Raw genomic sequence first — 17,582 nt, forward strand, 5'->3', positions numbered from 1 at the left:
CAAGTAGTAAATTTTAAGTTCATCACTAAAATGCATATAGATGAATAAATATACAAATTCCACTAATTATGAAAAAGTTGTCTCATCAATTCTGAAAATAGTCCCACTAATTATGACAACACACAACACCTACAATATCTCTATTAGATCTTGTACGCCTTCATGGCCTTAAATAACTCTTTAAAGGTTGGACGTTTACCGTACATCAACACACCTGTGCGATAGATTTTGGCTGCGAGCCAGCCGAAGATCATAATAGATGCGATAAGAATCGCAAGGGAAGTCAGAATCTCCCATGTTGGCGCAACGCCTGCGCCGATCCGTACCAGAATCGCTGTTGGCGACGTGAACGGAATGAAGCTTGCGATTTTCAACAACAGAATGTTCGGCGTGGCAATACTGAAGATCGCAATATAGAAAGAGACGAGCGACAGCATCGTGATTGGAAGAACAGCCTGACCGAGCTCTTCAGTACGACTTACCATGGAACCAATGGCAGCGAACATTACGGCATATAAGAAGTAACCCAAAATGTAGAATATGAGTCCGTATACAATAACCGCAACATTCACATCACTCACATTCATATTAAAATCACCTAGTACTGCACGGTTATGTGGCAACAAGATGTTTCCGGCAACCACTGCTCCAAAGATGCCGATCTGCAGCATACCCACCATGAAGATACCGATGATTTTACCAAACATCTGACTGAGCGGAGACACACTCGTAATGAGAATCTCCATAATACGCGAGCTCTTCTCAGCTGTGATCTCGGAGGCAATCATGTTACCTGTCATCATGGTCGAGGTGAACAACAAGATAATTAGCAGATACACTACAATGTAGTTAATAGGGCTCATACCACTCTCTGACTCAGAACCCGCTCCACCTTCATCTGTGCTCAGGCTTTGCTCGGTGAGCTTCACCGGCGTTGTGATCAGTTCCTTCTGTTCTGCCGTGAGTACACCCTTCACAACCACATCCAGCTTCACACTTTGCAAAGCAGCTTCAATCGATGTAATGATCTGAGGTGAAACCTCTTCCGTTGAATAGAGAATCGGCTGCGGGAACTCCTGCCCGGCAACAGCTTCAAACTTCAGATAGCCATCGGTAAGTCCAGCTTCGGCATCTGCCTTTAAACTAGCCTCGTCTTTGTCACCACTGGTAATGAATCGATATGCCTGATCTCCTTGAGCTGAAGAGAATCTCTCCAGTTTATCAGAAACTTCCGGCTGCCCTGTACTCAACAAACCAATATTTACAGGATTACTGCTTGAAGCTCCACCACCAATGGAACCACCATTGAATAAGGTAATGAAATATGGAACATTAAGCCCGATCGAAATTAAAAGTGCAAGTACAATGGTTGTCACCATGAATGATTTCGTTTTAACCTTGTTTTTGAAAGTAAATCCCGTAATTGTCCCCATTTTATTCATTCGACTCACCTACCTCACGAATAAAGATTTGGTTAAGCGTTGGTTCCTTGATCTCAAAGTGTTCTACCGTCGTCTGGGCCATCGCTGTTCTAAGAATCTCCTGAGCGACTTCCACCTGACCAATATGTATCAGGTATCCACGCTCATTCCGCTCGACTTTCTTCACACCAGGCAACTGTTCCAGTCCTTCCACACTTCCAATCGTACCCAGATATACTTGCTCACGCGGGTAACGACTCTTGATCTCCTTGATCTCCCCTTGCACTACGGTATTGGAGCTATGCAGAATGGTGATCTGACGGCATAATTCCTCAACATGCTCCATCCGGTGTGTGGAGAACAGGATCGCTGTTCCTTCATCACGCAATTCCTTGACGATAGATTTGAGTATTTCAACGTTCACAGGATCAAGTCCACTGAACGCCTCATCCAATATAAGAATCTGCGGTCTGTGCACCACGGCAGCGATAAATCCCATTTTTTGCTGATTTCCTTTGGATAGCTCCTCAATCTTCTTATCGTAATACTCGGGTACTTCAAAACGGTTCAACCAGTACTTGAGGCTCTGATCCGCGTCCTTACCGTTCATGCCGCGTAGCCGAGCCAGGTAATTAATCTGTTCACTAACCTTCACCTTCGGATACAATCCACGTTCTTCCGGAAGATAACCCATAATCTGTTGTAACTCCGCGTTGTAGGGCTTACCATTGTATAGGATGTTGCCCTCATCGGGGTGAATCAGTCCGAGCACCATACGCATCGTCGTTGTTTTACCCGCACCATTGGCTCCGAGTAGTCCGTAAATCTCCCCTTCTTGTACATTGAGCGTAACTCCATTAACGGCTGTTTTGTCTGCATATTGCTTGACGATTTGCTTCAATTCCAATCGGTTCATCATTGATCTTCTCCCTTCGGTTATCTCCATTGTACGGGTGTATACCCGGCAATCCAGTATGTCAGCACTTCATCCAATTCCAAGTTGCGGATTCTCAACACCCGGCTACCTGCCAGCTCCAGCCTTTCCTGCGCTTCACTGACCCGGGTTGTTATCACACGAATTAGACCATTCTCTTCCATATGTGATTCGACAATGCCCGGAATACTCTCTGGCCTTAAATCTCCTTCATACCAGACTTCTTTCCACTGATCGAGCACGATATCTTTCTCAGCCATTCCCAGCGACTGACCACGATGCATCAATACGATGTAATCCGCAAGTCTTTTGACTTCATCCGCAATATGCGTTGCAATTAGAATCGTGGTATCTCCTCCTGCCATAAAGCTTCGGAACTGTTCGACCATGACCTTCCAGGCAAAGGGGTCCAGACCGGATGAAGGCTCATCCAAAAGCAATAGTCTTGGGCGAGCTGCGAGTGCGGCGGCAATCTCGAACTTTCGCCGTTCTCCCTTGGACATCTTGGTCAGCTTCACATCCCTCGGTACATCCATCTCATTCATGAGCCGATCGAACAGCTCCGTATCCCAGAGCGGATACCAGTAAGACCGAAAATCGGCTGCTTCCTGTGCAGTAATCTGGTTCTCTTCTAACCCGCTGTTGTCTGCCACAAAACCGATCTGCTGCCTCAATTCTATGGGGAGTGGTCCATCATGCTCCTTCCCGAACCATATAATCTGGCCACTATCGGGCAGCACCACTTGTTGCAGCATGTTAAGAAGTGTACTTTTGCCTGAACCGTTATGTCCCAAGATAGCAACGACATATCCTTCCGGAATGGTCAGATCAATAGGACCAATAACTCTGCGCTTTCGCATTTTGGATACGCCATTCAACTGAACTGCTATGGGTTCCATGTGTGAATCACTCCCTTACTTCGAGTAAACAGCCTTCAGGGCTTCCCAAAACAGACTCTCCATCTCTTCTTCTGTGCACCCTACCGCTTTAGCCGACTGAACCGCTGTCAGCATTGCTTCTCGCGCAGCCTTTAATCTATAATTTTCTCTGTCCCCTGCTTCGACCTGGGCCACAAATGTACCTGTCCCCTGCTTCGTACGAAGCAGACCTTCATTCTCCAGATCCTGATAGACCCGTCTAACCGTTATAACACTGCAATTCAGTGATCCGGCGAATTCACGAATGGACGGCAAATGTGTTCCCTCCCCCAATTGACCTGTAATAATTAAAGATCTTAACTGATTTTCAATTTGGTGGTATAAAGGTTCAGCGCTATTTTCATTAATTTGAATGGGTATTTTCACATCTTGCACCTCGCCCTCCGGTACACTCCAGTCTGTTACCTGACCGCGCCGGTTTCATCCTGTATTCGTACATAAGCTCACATCTCATCCATTTAACTCAGATCTCGGTGAACCAGCTTCTTCAGCGTTAAGCGACTAAACAGCCATAATCCCGCTACGCCAGCCACCAGAGCAATCCACATGAGCGGGGAAAGCAGTCCCCATGACTTACTCGTATCAATCACAATCGAGAACCCGTAACGGCCTGACAGTCGAATCACTAAGGATATTACAATCGCGAAAGGGATAAAAAGAGTACTGAGCAGCAAGTATTTCTTACCACTGTGCAGAAACTCTCCATAAATATACAATCCTGTTACCACAAGTCCATAACCTGTACAGGTCAGGCTAAAGGCCAGATATTGATCCCATCGGAATCCTTCGGAATGAAGTGCGGCCATGTATAATGATCCGTAGAAAAAGATTCCATTGTATGCAAATGCCATCAGAGATTGCTGAAGCCTGGACCACATCACCGTCTGTTCAGGGATGGGAATTCTGCGATAATAGGCCAGCATCTGCGTATAGGAATCCTCCTGTATGTAACGGAAGGAGCGTTTGCAGAACATGAATCCCTGAAACGGCACCATGATCAAAAAGAAGGCATCCACCACAGGATTAATGAAATCTGTCTGTTGCTGTCCTATTAACATCACACCGCTCATGCCGCCAGTGTATATCATGAATAGTGCAGACCATAACCATTGGAGCTTATTCTTATTCATCTCACTGCGGGTCAACCACCATGCCTGCTTCCATTCGTTCATATGCATGCCTGCCTTTCACCTGTCATTCACTCATGCCGCTCACTGTGATTACTGTATATATCAATATACACAGTATACAGACCCAATTCTCATCCCGTCAACCCCTAATTTTCCTGAATCAGGAAAACAGAATAGGATACCATTCAAATCTACGATAAAATAAACTACAGTACTGATTCAAAGGAAGGAACGTTGCAGATATGGATTGGCTGGTCGAAATCGGATTTGTGCTCCTTTTTCTCATTGTCGTCATCTGGTTGATCCTTCGGGATGAACCTCATCGTCATTCCTCTAAAAAGGGCAGACACCGCATGCGACGTAACAACGGTTATACTGATTCTGCTTCGGGATATCCGGTCATTACAGGAGATGGCTCCTATGATCGACATTCCAGGCACACAACGGATCACAAACATCATGATTTGGATTCATCATCAGGCACACATTCTCATCATAATAGTGATCATGGTAACAGCAGCGACAGTGGTGGGGATAGTGGTGGTGGAGACAGTGGAGGTGGCGGGGATTAGACGATTACATAAAATTCCCCAATCACAAAAGAAGAGCTGTACCCGTTATTGTGTAAACACAATTCGGGTACAGCTCTTTGCCGTTCTCTAGCACCTGTTAGAAGAAGAGGCTTTGCGATTAAACGAGGTTATAGCCATTAGGCAAACTGCGGTTGGTGCGGATCGCACGAATCTCGGCCAGAGTCAGCCGTTCATTCGTGGAGATCAGGGATTCCACGTCATTGCCACGAATCAGATCATCCAAATCTCTCAAGTTGGTGTTGCCACGGAAGACACGGAATCCACCTTGAAAGTTAGGCCGTGTAAACAGAACCAGTGTTGCATTCGAACTTGTTGAGAAAAAGCGCAGGCTCTCCACCCCATCCAAAATATTGTCCAAGTTACGAAGACCTGTGTTGCCACGGTAGATGCGGCTTCTTCCTCTGTAGTTCTCTTCGGAATACACGGTAAGACGTGGATACGTTTGACTGACGTTGACTGTTTTTTTCATTTTGTTTCCCCCTCTCGAACTCATTCTATGATTGAATAAGAGAGGAAGCGTGGACGAATCATCTGCTAGATTCGTCCATTTTCGTATTTTCATATGAGATTAGTGACACTCGTCCGAACTACCCAACGGTTATATCTCTTCCTTTATACGCCGAGAATAACTTCCCACACCGGCCGTGTATGACCCCCCGGATACAACAGATACAACAGGACGTACACAACAACCCCTGTCAGTGCTGAGCCAAACCAGATCATGGACGTGAATCTGCCCCAGCGCCGATGTGTGCCGAACTTCTTTTTGAATCCCAGCACCAGTGTAGAGATACCGAATACAGCCGCCACAGTAGCCAGGATAATATGAAAGATCAGAAAAATCCGGTAAAAGATTTCCATGTCCGGGTCCCCACCCCAAGCCGTATTGCCTACGAACACTGTGCGGGACATATATATGACAAAAAAGATCAGAGCCGCAATTGCACCCGCCATCATGGCGGACTGGTGCGCCTCGCGCTTGCCCCGAATAATCAGCACCCAGCCGATTCCCACCAGCACCGCGCTAATCACAATGAACGAAGTACTGATCGTAGGTAGCAAAAAATGCATATCCATCGTGTGTTCCCCCTCTTATCAGAACATTGACTTAACTATTTGGCAGCCGGATTGAGAGGCCCTCCTGAGCCCTCTGCGGGATACGAATCATCGTCATCTTCCTGATTCTCTTTCCGATACCATTGAAAAAATACATAGGCCAGCATCGAAGCGAAGATTCCCTCCTGAATGAATTTCATCACAATACCCCCGACCTGCTGATCTTCCTTCGCGGAAGATAGAAAATTGAAGAAGGCAGGTCCACCGAATGAACGAAGTAACGCCGTAGAATCTCCGGACACACAATACCGCATCGCTTCGGCCCATACTGCCGGGTTACTGTAAGTCTGATACAACGGTTCGGATGCAAAAATAATCAATCCACAGGCCGGTGTAAGCAGTACCATATTCAAGAAAATAAAACCGATCTTGGATAAACCCGACGCTTGTCTGCCTTCAGGTAATGGATTGAGCAATGTCCACCACATGAGCATCGAGGTAATAAAGAGTGCACCATAATATAATCGGTGAACTGTAAAATTCAGCATGACATAATCATGTACAACAGGCAGATGATACAACGAGAATAGCCCGTTAAAAAGCACTGCCGCAACGATAGGATGAGCCAAGAAGGAAAGCTGGCGTGTAGGCAACCAGCGAACGATTCTGCGCCATACCCAGATCGGCAATCCTTTCATCATCAGTGGCGGAGCTACCAGATAAGAGAACGCCATACTCACCATATGGAAGCTGAACATCACATGACCGAGCAGATTAAATGGTCCCGCTTGAGCAAGGTACAGAACGAATAGGCCGGTAAGAAACATGATTTTCTGAACAGCAGTTGCTGGCTCTGCATCCTGTATTCGTTCAGTCAACGGTCCGACAAGTACCAGATAGGCTGCCGCAAGGATGAGAAACAAAGCCAATATAAGCGGACTCCATAAGTCATTGAAGCTAAAATATTGCAACCCGAGCATACGGGAACCCTCCCCGTGACCTAATTTTGATGAATGCCTGAATTCCTGTAAGAAGATTCACTGGCCTAAAAGGGGAAAAGACGGCGGCATTGCGCCGCCGCCATCTCTTTTACCACCAGACCCAATAGAGTGCCATAATGATGCCTGTAAAGGCTACGAAAAACCCAAAGGCCATGAACAGAATGGGCATCAGATGCCCTTTGTCCTTCAAGTGCATCCAGTAACCCAGTTGGACAAAAACCTGTAGAATAGCCATGACAAGCAAAATAATAATAGTGAACGTTGTGTTGACCCCTCCGGCAGAAGCGGCCGCAAAAGCAATTAATGTGAGAATAATGGAGAATATAAACACAACAACGTGTTTCTGTGGCCCCTCCGTCCGGTGACGGTGTTTCACAGGCTGTTGATCTGTCTTATCCGGTGCCGACATGTGTTACCCCACCTTTCCGAGCAAGTACACGACCGTAAAGATGAACACCCAGACCACGTCAATAAAGTGCCAGTACATTGCGGAGACGTATACTTTAGGTGCAGTTACGACCGTCAATCCTTTTTTGTATAGCTGCCCGATAATAATTCCAATCCACACAATACCAAAGGCAACGTGGGCTCCGTGGAACCCAACCAGCGTATAGAATGCTGAACTGAATGCACTGGTGGTCATACCGAACTCTTTATGTTTCACATACTCATAGAACTCGTATATCTCCAGTCCGAGGAATCCGAGACCCAGAGCTACCGTGATGCCAAGCCACAAAGCGAGTTTGTTCCGGTTACCCTTATGCATGGCCTGAATTGCAAATACACTCGTTAAACTACTGACCAGGAGAATGAACGTCGCTGCTCCCACGAGGGGCAGATGGAACAGTTCATTCGCCGTAGGTCCATCATTGGTTTGGCCACGGAGCGCCAGAAAGGTTGCGAAGAGTGTGCCGAACAATACGGTCTCGCCGCCAAGGAACAACCAGAAGGCGATCAGCTTGTTACGCCCCTCCAGCGTTGCTTTCTCCGGCTCATGTGGCAATTTGTCATTCACCGGTTCGGCATGTGAGGTTGTCATGTTCTAGCCCCCTTCTCATCCTGATCCTCCGGTTCAATATGCCAGCCATGATCATCATAAAGTGAACGAAGTGCCATCGAACCGAATGTGATCAGAAGACCAATAATAACCACAATATAGTTGTTGAAGATAACGTTCATAAATGCATTATTGAAATCATCCTTGCTGAACATGAGTCCAAGTCCGGCAATGAAGATACCTACAGACATCACAAACGGCAACGGTGTTGCTGACGGCATATGAATAGGACCCACAGGTTCTGCTGGTGTCATCTCCTTGTTTCCTGCCATCTTTTCTTTCCAGTATGCATCAATTCCACGTACAAGAGGTGTCTGCTTGAAGTTGTACTCTGGTGGAGGCGACGAAATCGTCCACTCCAATGTACGGCCGTCTTCCCACGGATCATTCGGCGCATCAGCAGGTTTTTTCATGGTAATCGCAATATTAACCAGGAAAATGATGACTCCGACACCCATCAGGAATGCCCCAATGGAACTGACCAGATTCATAAGGTCAAAGTCCTGATTCGGCAAATATGTAACGATCCGGCGCTGCATCCCCATCAGACCGAGGAAATGCTGTACAAAGAACGTTAATTGGAAACCGATCATGAACGTCCAGAATGTCCATTTGCCCAGAGTTTCACTCAGAATACGTCCGAACATCTTCGGCCACCAGTAGTGAAGTCCAGAGAATAATCCAAGTACCAGTCCACCCACAATAACGTAATGGAAGTGAGCTACGACGAAATATGTATCATGGAACTGGAAGTCTGCCGGAGCAGAAGCCAGCATGACACCGGTAACCCCGCCCATAACGAAGGTTGGAACGAATCCGACCGCGAACAGGTTTGCCGCCGTAAAACGGATCTGTCCACCCCACATCGTAAAGAGCCAGTTAAATATCTTGATCCCCGTAGGCACGGCAATCAACATCGTTGAGATAGAGAAAAGTGCGTTAGCTACATTGCCCAGACCTGTTGTAAACATATGGTGCGCCCATACCATGAAGCCCAGAAAGGCAATCAGGATGGTGGCAAATACCATGGAGCTGTATCCGAACAGCCGTTTACGCGAGAAGGTTGGAATAACTTCTGAAATAATACCGAATGCCGGCAGAATAAGAATATATACTTCCGGGTGCCCGAAGATCCAGAAGATGTGCTGCCAGAGTACAGGGTTACCGCCACCTGCGACATCGAAGAAATTAGCTCCCAGTATCCGGTCAAATGTTAACAGTACAAGCCCCACCGTGACGGCAGGAAAAGCAAAAAGGATAATGGCAGATGTAATAAATGTGGTCCATGTAAACATCGGCATCCGCATATAGGACATACCCGGAGCACGCATCGTAATGATAGTGGCGAGGAAGTTAATGCCCCCAATGAGCGTTCCAAGACCTGCTATCTGCAGACCAATCGTATAGAAATCCACGCCATGCGTTCCACTGTATTCGCTGCCCGAAAGCGGCGTATATGAAGTCCAGCCCGCATCCGGTGCTCCTCCCATAACCCAGCTCAGGTTCAGCAGCAGTCCACCAAACAGGAACGTCCAGAAACCCAACGCGTTAAGAAAAGGAAAAGCCACGTCCCTTGCACCGATCTGCAAAGGCACAACAGCATTCATAATGGCAAATATAAGTGGCATGACGCCCAAGAAAATCATCGTTGTTCCGTGCATGGTAATCAATTCGTTGAAGACCTGTGCCGATACAAAATCATTCATCGGTTTCATCAATTGAATCCGAATCAATATGGCTTCAATACCGCCAATTCCGAAGAAAAATCCACCCGCAACCAAATAAAGAACGGCGATTTTTTTGTGATCGACGGTGGTGATCCAATCCATCAAGCCCCTGTACCGCTTGACGCTATGAGCATGAGCCAAGGTTGTGTACCCCCTTCATCGTCCTTGCTGTTCTATTCATAGTCCAATTTGTAGTTGGCCAGATATTCGGCAATTCCGTCGATTTCTTCATCCGTCAGGCCGAGATCTTTGGGATTCGGCATCGTGTTGCCCGGTTTCACGGATTGTGGATCATGGAGCCATTCTTTCATGTTATCCAGCACCGGGCTGCCTTCTTCCACTCCCTCACGAACATTCAGCAAAATGCCTGCGACGGATTCTTTGCCGCCGATTCCCGTCAGGTTAGGTGCCACGGGTCCACCTTGATCGCCAACAGCATGGCAAGAAAGACAATTCGTTTTGAATTTTTCAGCCAATTGAGCATCTTCTGGAAGCACTGCAGGTGCTTTCATCTGATTAACCCATCTGTCAAAGGATTCCTGACTCACTGCTTTCACCTTGAATTCCATGAAAGCATGCGATCTACCACATAATTCGGCACATTTACCCCGGTAAACGCCTTCATTCGGGGCGGAGAAACTGAACTTGTTAAGTGTTCCATCCGGGTTTGTGTCCATTTTGCCCGCAAGTGACGGCACCCAGAAGGAGTGAAGCACGTCAGCGGTTTTCAATTCGAATGCGATTTTCGTTCCGGTCGGAATGATGAGATCTTGAGCGGTGGTTACATCATATTGAGGATAAGTGAATTCCCACCAGTACTGATGTGAGGTGACTTGGACCTTGAGTGCATTCTTGTCATTGGATAAATCTTCACCTTGGGCAAAAATCGTTTGTACCGTCGGTACTGCCAGAACAATGACCAGCAATAACGGAATGGCTGTCCATATTACTTCCAGCTTGAAATTCCCTTCAACCTGTTCGGGCATCTCAGTCTGCCCGGCCCGTCTGCGAAACCGGATCAGGACATAAGCTGCTATGGCGAATACAATGATGAGCACCACGATCATAATCGCAATGGAAAGCTTCATCAGATCGTATTGACCTTGCGCCACAGGACCCTGAGGTTTCATTACCGACAAGTCTTCCCGCCCGCATGCGGATAGCAGCAAAGAGAACACCGCCAGCAAGGGGAGAATTCGCTTTGCAACCTGCCACTGTTTCATCATTGATCTACCCCACTTTTTTACGTTTTCGTAGATTACCGTTGTCGTTCGGTAGAAAGGCAACAAAAGGTACGTTTCAGCACGATACGCATAATCCTTTTCGTCATACAGAACGCTTACAAAAATAACGCTTCCAGCACTCCCGTCTTTTCCTGCTCAGGGCATGTCTGCGCATTCTTCCAATTCATTCTATATGCTTCAATCACTTATTAAATATAAGTTGAGGGTATGATTTTGTCAATCTTTGGACACATGTTCACAAATTGTTCACTTTATGTAGAAAACCGCATTACAACTTGATTTGCAAACGATTTCAGTTAAAAATATTACTCTCTACATTTGAAAATTTTTGCCAAATTTCGGTGACAAAACTTGATTTATTGGCGATTTTTCTCACATTGGAAACATGCGCTATTATGCAAAAAAAAGTTAAGAGGATATGGAAACCATCTCCCATATCAAGTCAGAAAGCATTGATACAGCTCCATACCGCTTTAAACAAGCTCAAAACAGCATGGAGCACTCCGAGAAAGTTCTCAACTTCATTCAACTCCCTGGACCCGAATCATAAGTCTGATCCAGTCCTAACCCCTACTATCTTCATTTCACGTACCATCTGTCAGGATCAGCGGACCATCGCCCGTTATGGCAACAGTATGTTCATACTGAACTCCCCAGCTGCCATCTATCGTTCTCACTGTCCACCCATCCTCATCCCACACAACAGCACCTGAACTACCTTTTGTAAAAATCGGTTCAATCGTGATGACCATACCCTCGGTGAGCATCATGCCCGTTCTGCGTTTGCCATAAGGCAGCACATTCGGCGGTTCATGAATATACTGACCAATCCCATGACCGATGAGAGGCTTCACAATCCCGTAGCGATATAATCGGGCTGTTCGCTCTATGGCACTGCCGATATCTCCGAGCGTATTGCCCGGAACGGCTTGTGCAATTGCACGCTCAAGCGCCTTCTCCGTACGTCTCATCAGCTTGCGGATGGATCTGCTTGGTTCACCAATTCCATATGTCCAGGCCGAGTCAGCAAGCCAGCCGTCTTTATTCACCACCATATCGATAGTCACTACATCCCCGCTTCCCAGCACCTCACTGCCAGGAAATCCGTGGCAGACCACTTCATTGACAGAGGCACATGTCGCGTACGGATAACCTTTATACCCTTTTTGCTCCGGTGTAGCCCCATGTTCCGCGAGAAAATCTTCCACCTTCTCGTTAATTTCTGCTGTAGTGATCCCGGGTGCCATCCACTGCTCAATATGCTGGTGACAGTTTCGCAAAATGCGTCCCGCTTCCCGCATGTAACCAATCTCTTCTTTGGTTTTCAAAATAGGGTCCACATGCATTCATCCTTCCCACTGTAGATGTACTCCCATATATATGCAGCAGAACGCAAAAAAAACCGCCTGCCGGAGCTTAACGCCCGAGAGACGGTTCTATTCATTATCGGAACAGTATAATCAGAGTTGTGTGTTGTTTCAGGACACGGAAGAATCCATCTTGACAAGCTCATGCTCAACCACAGAAGTCAATTCTTCCTCATATCCACCCGTAATCCGGTATTTTCTCACGTACTCCTTCACGAATTTTTTTGGATCTTTAGGACGGAAAATTCGAGTCATTTCCCTCAAACTTTCTTTGACCTCATTGTGACCTTTCGTTGCCATTGTAATTCCCTCCCAAAACGTTGAAAGTGAATGCTCCGTTTAGAGAAACGCCGAATAAGTCTTAAATGCCATCCATGAAGTTGTGTGCGCGGCTTAAAGCAAGCTTTAGGTCGGGAACCTCGCCGATAGCAAGTACCTGACACTATAAATACCCGATATGATTCGGTATGAATCATAATCTTATTGTAGCATATTCGGAAGTATGTTACGACTTGACAATTTTCCTTATTATTTATAACGGTTTTTCTGCCCAAAAAGTTTAATTCCGAATTATATTCATGAATGAGACCATTCTATACGGATTAATGTATCCAGCATAACAGACAAGTATTCGGGGGATATTATCACAGACAACCCATACAGTAAAATTACTGGTATCTAAGGAGGCACTGTTTCATGGAGCGTAAAGAACAGGATATGCTGCCCCTTTCGCATGAAAAGGTGGAAGTAGACGGCGTCTACATCAACGAAGCTGGACGTGAGGAACATCTGCACCGGGGACAACATTTTCCGGCTGATCCCGTTCTCGGCAAGTCAGAATGGAAACTGACCGAATACGCATTTGATAATCACCACGAAGGACGTACTGATGAGCGCTTGGTACCCAAAGAGAACGACACGGATAAGAATGGCAAGATCAATAGCCCGCGCAGACAGATTCAAACCTAATTATCCGTAGTTGCATGGAATTTGTTGAAGCTTGAACGACATGGGGGGAGAGTATGGCTGAAACCAGCCGTTACTGTCCCCGCTTTCCTGTTCTTGCGTGCTCTTTGCACGAGTCTGTCATTTTAAGCCATATACACAGGTTCAGTTCTGTCTACCTCCTTCATAGCCTATATAAAAAGGACAAAGGAGGCTGGGCCGAATGTCACCCATGAAATCGTCTAGCGGTCTGGATGAAAATATTGCCGGAATGTTATGTTATCTGTTTACCTTTGTAGGGGGATCGTGTTTCTCGCTGTGGAAAAGCGTAGTCGGTTCGTGCTATTTCATGCGCTGCAATCCGTAACGGTCTTTGGCATTATTATAGTCGGGCATATTTTATCCAATTTCCTGCCGTTGTTTGGGCCACTGGTGGCCTCCCTGTTATCTCTGCTGGGTGTGGTAGTGTGGCTTATCATGGTTGTCACCAGCCTCCAGGGAAAGTGGCTGAAATTGCCGTGGGTTGGAGATTTTGCAGAGAAACAGATGCGTCATCTGTAACATTTGTAACATTTGTAACTTTAGAGACGTAATGTTCCTCGGCTTTCAGCAGGCTTGAAGTCAGGCTCTAGATACACTGAGAGTCTGTATTACTGCCAAACCAAGCAAAAAACACCGAAAACACGACTCTGTTGAGCCTGTGTCTTCGGTGTTTCGCATTCATTAAACATTCATAGCATAAATGATGTATGTCCTAAACCATTCATGCTGTATATCATCATGTATTAACCTGCTTCAATATTCATCCTGTTAAGCATCTATATATAGCAGTTAACATAACAATGATGCTGGATGATAACTCGAATCCAGCTGATTAAGCCGACTTTCCAGTCTCTCCAAGGATCGCATCTGCTTGTTGTTCAGCCATCTTGGCGGCCGTTTCCGGGGTACCAAGACCGTTAAACAGCAGGTTCATGAAGATCGCCGTAAAGCTACCGGCAATGATGCCGTTACCGAGCATAATCTGCGCCCAGTCCGGTGCCCCTGCGAACAACTCAGGCACAACCGTAACTCCCAGACCCATGCCTACGGAACACGCAATAACAAACAGATTCTCATGACGGTTCAGATCGACCTGAGTACCGATAATTCGAATGCCGGATGAAACTACCATGCCGAACAAGGCTACCATGGCTCCGCCAAGAACTGCCCCTGGTACAAGCTGTGCAAGCGCCGCAATCTTAGGTACAAATCCGATAACGACCAAGAGTCCACCCGCCACTACAATAACATCACGCGTCTTCACACGTGTCATCTGGACAAGCCCTACATTTTGCGAATAGGTCGTATAAGGGAACGAGTTAAAAATACCACCCAGCACAATCGCCAGCCCCTCCGCACGATATCCGCGCGCCAGATCCTTGGAAGACAGGTCCTTGTCCATGATTTTGCCCAGAGCCATAAATACACCTGTGGACTCGGCCACGCTGACAATCGCCACCAGAATCATCGTCAGAATCGGAACAAGTTCAAATGTCGGCCTGCCGAAGTAAAATGGCTGCACCACGTGGAACCAGCTCGCATCACGAATTGGAGCAAAGTTAACTTCGCCCATCAACCAGGCTGCGACCGTACCCACGAGCAGACCAATCAGTACTGAAATGGAACGGATAAACCCAGTGGTGAAACGAGTCATCAGAATAATAAAGAGCAGCACACCGAAACCAAGCATCAGATTACGCCCGCTTCCAAAGTCCGCTGCACCCTGTCCGCCGCCCAGATCGTGGAAAGCAACCGGTATGAGCGTCAAACCAATAATGGTCACGACCGAACCTGTTACCACCGGAGGAAAGAGGCGAATGAGCTTACCGAAGAGGCCGGAGAAGATCAATACGAACAGCCCTGATGCAATGATCGCACCATATATGGCGGATACGCCGCTGTTCATACCGATTAGAATCATCGGAGACACGGCTTGGAATGCACAGCCGAGCATGACAGGCAGCCCTACGCCGAAGTATTTATTCCCCCAGACCTGGAGTAGTGTAGCTACACCACAGGCGAGCAGGTCGATGGCAATCAAATACGTGAGTTGTTCCTGTGTAAAGCCCAAGGCGTTACTGACAATCAGCGGAACTACAACGGCTCCAGCATACATGGCAAGGACGTGTTGAAGTCCAAGCGAGAAAGTTTTAATCGGGTGTCGATGTCGCTGGAAAATACGTTCGCGTGCCATATTAGTTCACGCCCTCCTCGTCCGCAAAAGTAACCTGTCCATCGGACAGTGCTCCAATGCGAACCAGCGATTCCACACGGTAACCCGCTTCCTTCAGCAAGCGACCTCCCGGTTGAAATGCTTTTTCAATGACGATTCCGATGCCAACCACTTCAGCTCCAACTTGCTCGACAATACGTGCCAAACCAAATGCCGCTTCCCCATTCGCCAGAAAATCATCAATGATTAGTACACGATCACCAGGCTTCATGAATTTCTTGGCAACGGTAATTTCATTCGTCTCCTGCTTCGTGAAGGAATAAACCTTCTCCACCAGAATATCTTCCGTCAGTGTGAGTGACTTCTGCTTCCGCGCAAAAATCAGCGGCACATTCAGCTCCAATGCCGTCATGATACCGGGTGCGATGCCTGACGATTCAATCGTCAGCACACGCGTGATGTTCTCTCCTTCAAAGCGACGAATGAACTCCTTGCCCACTTCCTTCATCAGAACCGGGTCCATCTGGTGGTTCAGGAATGAGTCCACTTTGAGTACCTGCTCGGACAGGACAATGCCTTCCTGTCTTACTTTGTCTTTTAACAATTGCATCGTGATTCTTCCTCCTGAAATGCCCTCGTGCAATTGCCTGCATGCTAATCCAACCTCATAGTAAAAAAACAAAAAGCCCGCCTTTTCACACGCTGCGGAAGGACCGGAGACGGGAAAGACGGACTTGTACGTATGTGGACAAGCCGCGTGATGCTGCAAATGAATAATTGAAGGTCGAGTGTACACACAAGGCATACCTCTCAGATCATTCCATTCAGAACAGGAATAACACTGACCACACACCCATGTTACCTAAACCATGAGCACGAGAACCTCTCTGCCTTATCCCTAAAAAGCGTTGCAGCATTTCCCGTAGTCCGATCATTCCGGTGATCAGGTAGAGACATGCAGGCCTATTCCTGCACATATACGAGTAACGGCATATTTAATTTTGGGCTCCATGATTCGTACAATCTATGATCGCGAACCTGAATATAAAAGTGTAAACGTAACTGACAATGTTAGAAGTATACCGAATCATCGCCATGAAATAAAGAAGTATTTTCATGGAAGTTGCGGAAACTTGTATTAATTTGCAAACAAGGGGTGATTGGAAACCATTTTTTATGTACAATATGAGAACGGAAGCGCGTGTCCGAACGGAGAATGGTTGGAAGCGCGGCCTATATTTTGAAATGAATGATCAAAGGAGATATGTAGACATGAAAGGCGTATTTAAAGAGTTTAAAGAATTTGCCGTCCGCGGCAACGTCATCGATCTGGCGGTCGGTGTCATTATCGGGGCTGCTTTTGGTAAGATCGTCACGTCCCTCGTGAATGATATTATTATGCCTCCGGTTGGAAAACTTATGGGGGGAATTGACTTCAGTCAGAAAATCATCAACCTGGACGGGGATATTAAAACAGCGAACGGGCAGGATATCACCACACTGGCTCAAGCGAATGAAGCTGGTGCAACCGTTATTGCTTATGGGCAGTTCATTAACGTCATGATTGATTTCATCATCGTTGCCTTCTGTATCTTCATGCTCGTTAAGGGTATCAATTATCTCAAAAGTAAAGAACACAAAAAGCCTGAGCCGCAAAAGACGACTAAGGCTTGCAAATACTGCCTGTCCGAGATTCCAGCCGCGGCTACCCGCTGCTCGCACTGTACATCCGAGCTTGAAGCTGAAGGCACCGGCGCTCTGGCGTAAACACCATCAGGGTTCCATCACCCACCAGAATGGTTTCCTGATATAAAACCCTGATGTAAACATCTTCCATCATGCTAGGTGTTATGTATGAAAAGCCAGCCATACAGGCTACGCAATAATTCAATACAATGCTACAATGCTTAAAGGTTCCACCGTAAAGGTGGGCCTTTTTTTAAGACATCCAGAC

19 protein-coding genes, 1 pseudogene and 1 riboswitch are annotated in these 17,582 nt (G+C 46.8%); of the genes and pseudogenes, 4 read left to right on the top strand and 16 right to left on the bottom strand.

Annotation, left to right across the window (positions count from 1 at the left end):
* Nucleotides 1-143: 143 nt before the first annotated feature.
* The 5 genes from C0Q44_RS02615 to C0Q44_RS02635 all read right to left on the bottom strand — a co-directional run bounded on the left by C0Q44_RS02615 (nt 144) and on the right by C0Q44_RS02635 (nt 4,465).
* Entirely contained in the window at nt 144-1,442 is a 1,299-nt protein-coding gene (locus C0Q44_RS02615) for an ABC transporter permease (RefSeq protein ID WP_105405928.1), read from the bottom strand.
* Nucleotides 1,435-2,337 carry an ABC transporter ATP-binding protein gene (locus tag C0Q44_RS02620; protein WP_105407577.1) on the bottom strand — a complete coding sequence of 301 codons (903 nt, stop codon included), beginning with the start codon at nt 2,335-2,337 and terminating at the stop codon, nt 1,435-1,437. The genes C0Q44_RS02615 and C0Q44_RS02620 overlap by 8 nt, the downstream gene beginning before the upstream one ends.
* 20 nt (nt 2,338-2,357) lie before the next feature.
* Nucleotides 2,358-3,254, bottom strand: a complete 897-nt coding sequence (locus C0Q44_RS02625) for an ATP-binding cassette domain-containing protein (RefSeq protein WP_105405929.1) — start codon at nt 3,252-3,254, stop codon at nt 2,358-2,360.
* A gap of 15 nt (nt 3,255-3,269) precedes the next feature.
* Entirely contained in the window at nt 3,270-3,659 is a 390-nt protein-coding gene (locus C0Q44_RS02630; RefSeq protein ID WP_105407578.1) for a GntR family transcriptional regulator, read from the bottom strand.
* A 92-nt stretch (nt 3,660-3,751) separates the two neighbouring features.
* On the bottom strand, nt 3,752-4,465 hold the full coding sequence (locus C0Q44_RS02635) for a hypothetical protein (RefSeq protein ID WP_146113414.1): 714 nt from the start codon (nt 4,463-4,465) through the stop codon (nt 3,752-3,754).
* A gap of 200 nt (nt 4,466-4,665) precedes the next feature.
* Here C0Q44_RS02635 and C0Q44_RS02640 point away from each other — a divergent pair, with 200 nt between their 5' ends.
* Nucleotides 4,666-4,995, top strand: a complete 330-nt coding sequence (locus tag C0Q44_RS02640) for a hypothetical protein (RefSeq protein ID WP_105405931.1) — start codon at nt 4,666-4,668, stop codon at nt 4,993-4,995.
* Nucleotides 4,996-5,113: 118 nt separating this feature from the next.
* On the opposite strand, the gene C0Q44_RS02645 is transcribed toward C0Q44_RS02640, so the two are convergent.
* From C0Q44_RS02645 to C0Q44_RS02685, 9 genes are all read right to left on the bottom strand, one after another.
* Nucleotides 5,114-5,485 (bottom strand): hypothetical protein, encoded by a 372-nt coding sequence (locus tag C0Q44_RS02645; protein ID WP_105405932.1) that lies wholly within the window; start codon nt 5,483-5,485, stop codon nt 5,114-5,116.
* Between the two features lie 143 nt (nt 5,486-5,628).
* Nucleotides 5,629-6,093 carry a DUF420 domain-containing protein gene (locus C0Q44_RS02650; protein WP_105405933.1) on the bottom strand — a complete coding sequence of 155 codons (465 nt, stop codon included), beginning with the start codon at nt 6,091-6,093 and terminating at the stop codon, nt 5,629-5,631.
* A 35-nt stretch (nt 6,094-6,128) separates the two neighbouring features.
* Nucleotides 6,129-7,052, bottom strand: a complete 924-nt coding sequence (ctaG, locus tag C0Q44_RS02655; RefSeq protein WP_105405934.1) for a cytochrome c oxidase assembly factor CtaG — start codon at nt 7,050-7,052, stop codon at nt 6,129-6,131.
* A 109-nt stretch (nt 7,053-7,161) separates the two neighbouring features.
* Nucleotides 7,162-7,482 (bottom strand): cytochrome C oxidase subunit IV family protein, encoded by a 321-nt coding sequence (locus C0Q44_RS02660; protein ID WP_105405935.1) that lies wholly within the window; start codon nt 7,480-7,482, stop codon nt 7,162-7,164.
* A 3-nt stretch (nt 7,483-7,485) separates the two neighbouring features.
* The gene (locus C0Q44_RS02665) at nt 7,486-8,112 is read right to left on the bottom strand and encodes a cytochrome (ubi)quinol oxidase subunit III (protein ID WP_105405936.1); all 627 of its coding nucleotides are present in this window, start codon (nt 8,110-8,112) and stop codon (nt 7,486-7,488) included.
* Nucleotides 8,109-9,959, bottom strand: coding sequence for a cytochrome c oxidase subunit I (ctaD, locus tag C0Q44_RS02670; RefSeq protein WP_374955087.1), 1,851 nt, complete (start codon nt 9,957-9,959; stop codon nt 8,109-8,111). The genes C0Q44_RS02665 and ctaD overlap by 4 nt, the downstream gene beginning before the upstream one ends.
* A 71-nt stretch (nt 9,960-10,030) precedes the next feature.
* The gene (coxB, locus tag C0Q44_RS02675; RefSeq protein WP_105405938.1) at nt 10,031-11,083 is read right to left on the bottom strand and encodes a cytochrome c oxidase subunit II; all 1,053 of its coding nucleotides are present in this window, start codon (nt 11,081-11,083) and stop codon (nt 10,031-10,033) included.
* Nucleotides 11,084-11,685: 602 nt separating this feature from the next.
* On the bottom strand, nt 11,686-12,447 hold the full coding sequence (map, locus tag C0Q44_RS02680; protein WP_105405939.1) for a type I methionyl aminopeptidase: 762 nt from the start codon (nt 12,445-12,447) through the stop codon (nt 11,686-11,688).
* A 132-nt stretch (nt 12,448-12,579) separates the two neighbouring features.
* Nucleotides 12,580-12,768: a hypothetical protein gene (locus C0Q44_RS02685; protein ID WP_017690840.1), complete on the bottom strand. Its 189-nt coding sequence runs from the start codon at nt 12,766-12,768 to the stop codon at nt 12,580-12,582.
* 396 nt (nt 12,769-13,164) lie between these two features.
* Between C0Q44_RS02685 and C0Q44_RS02690 the strand changes: the two genes are divergently transcribed.
* Both C0Q44_RS02690 and C0Q44_RS02695 read left to right on the top strand, forming a co-directional pair.
* Entirely contained in the window at nt 13,165-13,437 is a 273-nt protein-coding gene (locus C0Q44_RS02690; protein ID WP_105405940.1) for a transposase, read from the top strand.
* Between the two features lie 199 nt (nt 13,438-13,636).
* Nucleotides 13,637-13,974 (top strand): annotated as a pseudogene (locus tag C0Q44_RS02695) (DUF4870 domain-containing protein).
* Nucleotides 13,975-14,287: 313 nt separating this feature from the next.
* Here the strand turns inward: C0Q44_RS02695 and C0Q44_RS02700 are convergent.
* Together C0Q44_RS02700 and C0Q44_RS02705 are read right to left on the bottom strand one after the other, a co-directional pair.
* Nucleotides 14,288-15,649, bottom strand: a complete 1,362-nt coding sequence (locus tag C0Q44_RS02700; RefSeq protein WP_105405941.1) for a nucleobase:cation symporter-2 family protein — start codon at nt 15,647-15,649, stop codon at nt 14,288-14,290.
* A gap of 1 nt (nt 15,650) precedes the next feature.
* Nucleotides 15,651-16,238: a xanthine phosphoribosyltransferase gene (locus tag C0Q44_RS02705; protein WP_105405942.1), complete on the bottom strand. Its 588-nt coding sequence runs from the start codon at nt 16,236-16,238 to the stop codon at nt 15,651-15,653.
* A gap of 293 nt (nt 16,239-16,531) precedes the next feature.
* Nucleotides 16,532-16,631: riboswitch (purine riboswitch) on the bottom strand.
* 242 nt (nt 16,632-16,873) lie between these two features.
* Here C0Q44_RS02705 and mscL point away from each other — a divergent pair.
* Complete coding sequence (gene mscL, locus C0Q44_RS02710; protein ID WP_258166143.1) at nt 16,874-17,395, top strand: large conductance mechanosensitive channel protein MscL; 522 nt, start codon at nt 16,874-16,876, stop codon at nt 17,393-17,395.
* The last annotated feature ends 187 nt before the right edge of the window (nt 17,396-17,582 follow it).

It is taken from the genome of Paenibacillus sp. PCH8 (assembly GCF_002968835.1).
Classification (GTDB): domain Bacteria; phylum Bacillota; class Bacilli; order Paenibacillales; family Paenibacillaceae; genus Paenibacillus.

Coding starts and splice junctions, on each gene's coding strand:
- C0Q44_RS02635 (WP_146113414.1), bottom strand. CDS start 4,465: ATGAACGAATGGAAGCAGGCATGGTGGTTGACCCGCAGTGAGATGAAT.
- C0Q44_RS02640 (WP_105405931.1), top strand. CDS start 4,666: ATGGATTGGCTGGTCGAAATCGGATTTGTGCTCCTTTTTCTCATTGTC.
- C0Q44_RS02620 (WP_105407577.1), bottom strand. CDS start 2,337: ATGAACCGATTGGAATTGAAGCAAATCGTCAAGCAATATGCAGACAAA.
- C0Q44_RS02665 (WP_105405936.1), bottom strand. CDS start 8,112: ATGACAACCTCACATGCCGAACCGGTGAATGACAAATTGCCACATGAG.
- C0Q44_RS02650 (WP_105405933.1), bottom strand. CDS start 6,093: ATGGATATGCATTTTTTGCTACCTACGATCAGTACTTCGTTCATTGTG.
- C0Q44_RS02685 (WP_017690840.1), bottom strand. CDS start 12,768: ATGGCAACGAAAGGTCACAATGAGGTCAAAGAAAGTTTGAGGGAAATG.
- ctaD (WP_374955087.1), bottom strand. CDS start 9,959: ATGGATTGGATCACCACCGTCGATCACAAAAAAATCGCCGTTCTTTAT.
- C0Q44_RS02700 (WP_105405941.1), bottom strand. CDS start 15,649: ATGGCACGCGAACGTATTTTCCAGCGACATCGACACCCGATTAAAACT.
- C0Q44_RS02690 (WP_105405940.1), top strand. CDS start 13,165: ATGGAGCGTAAAGAACAGGATATGCTGCCCCTTTCGCATGAAAAGGTG.
- C0Q44_RS02615 (WP_105405928.1), bottom strand. CDS start 1,442: ATGAATAAAATGGGGACAATTACGGGATTTACTTTCAAAAACAAGGTT.
- C0Q44_RS02660 (WP_105405935.1), bottom strand. CDS start 7,482: ATGTCGGCACCGGATAAGACAGATCAACAGCCTGTGAAACACCGTCAC.
- ctaG (WP_105405934.1), bottom strand. CDS start 7,052: ATGCTCGGGTTGCAATATTTTAGCTTCAATGACTTATGGAGTCCGCTT.
- map (WP_105405939.1), bottom strand. CDS start 12,447: ATGCATGTGGACCCTATTTTGAAAACCAAAGAAGAGATTGGTTACATG.
- mscL (WP_258166143.1), top strand. CDS start 16,874: ATGAATGATCAAAGGAGATATGTAGACATGAAAGGCGTATTTAAAGAG.
- coxB (WP_105405938.1), bottom strand. CDS start 11,083: ATGATGAAACAGTGGCAGGTTGCAAAGCGAATTCTCCCCTTGCTGGCG.
- C0Q44_RS02645 (WP_105405932.1), bottom strand. CDS start 5,485: ATGAAAAAAACAGTCAACGTCAGTCAAACGTATCCACGTCTTACCGTG.
- C0Q44_RS02625 (WP_105405929.1), bottom strand. CDS start 3,254: ATGGAACCCATAGCAGTTCAGTTGAATGGCGTATCCAAAATGCGAAAG.
- C0Q44_RS02705 (WP_105405942.1), bottom strand. CDS start 16,238: ATGCAATTGTTAAAAGACAAAGTAAGACAGGAAGGCATTGTCCTGTCC.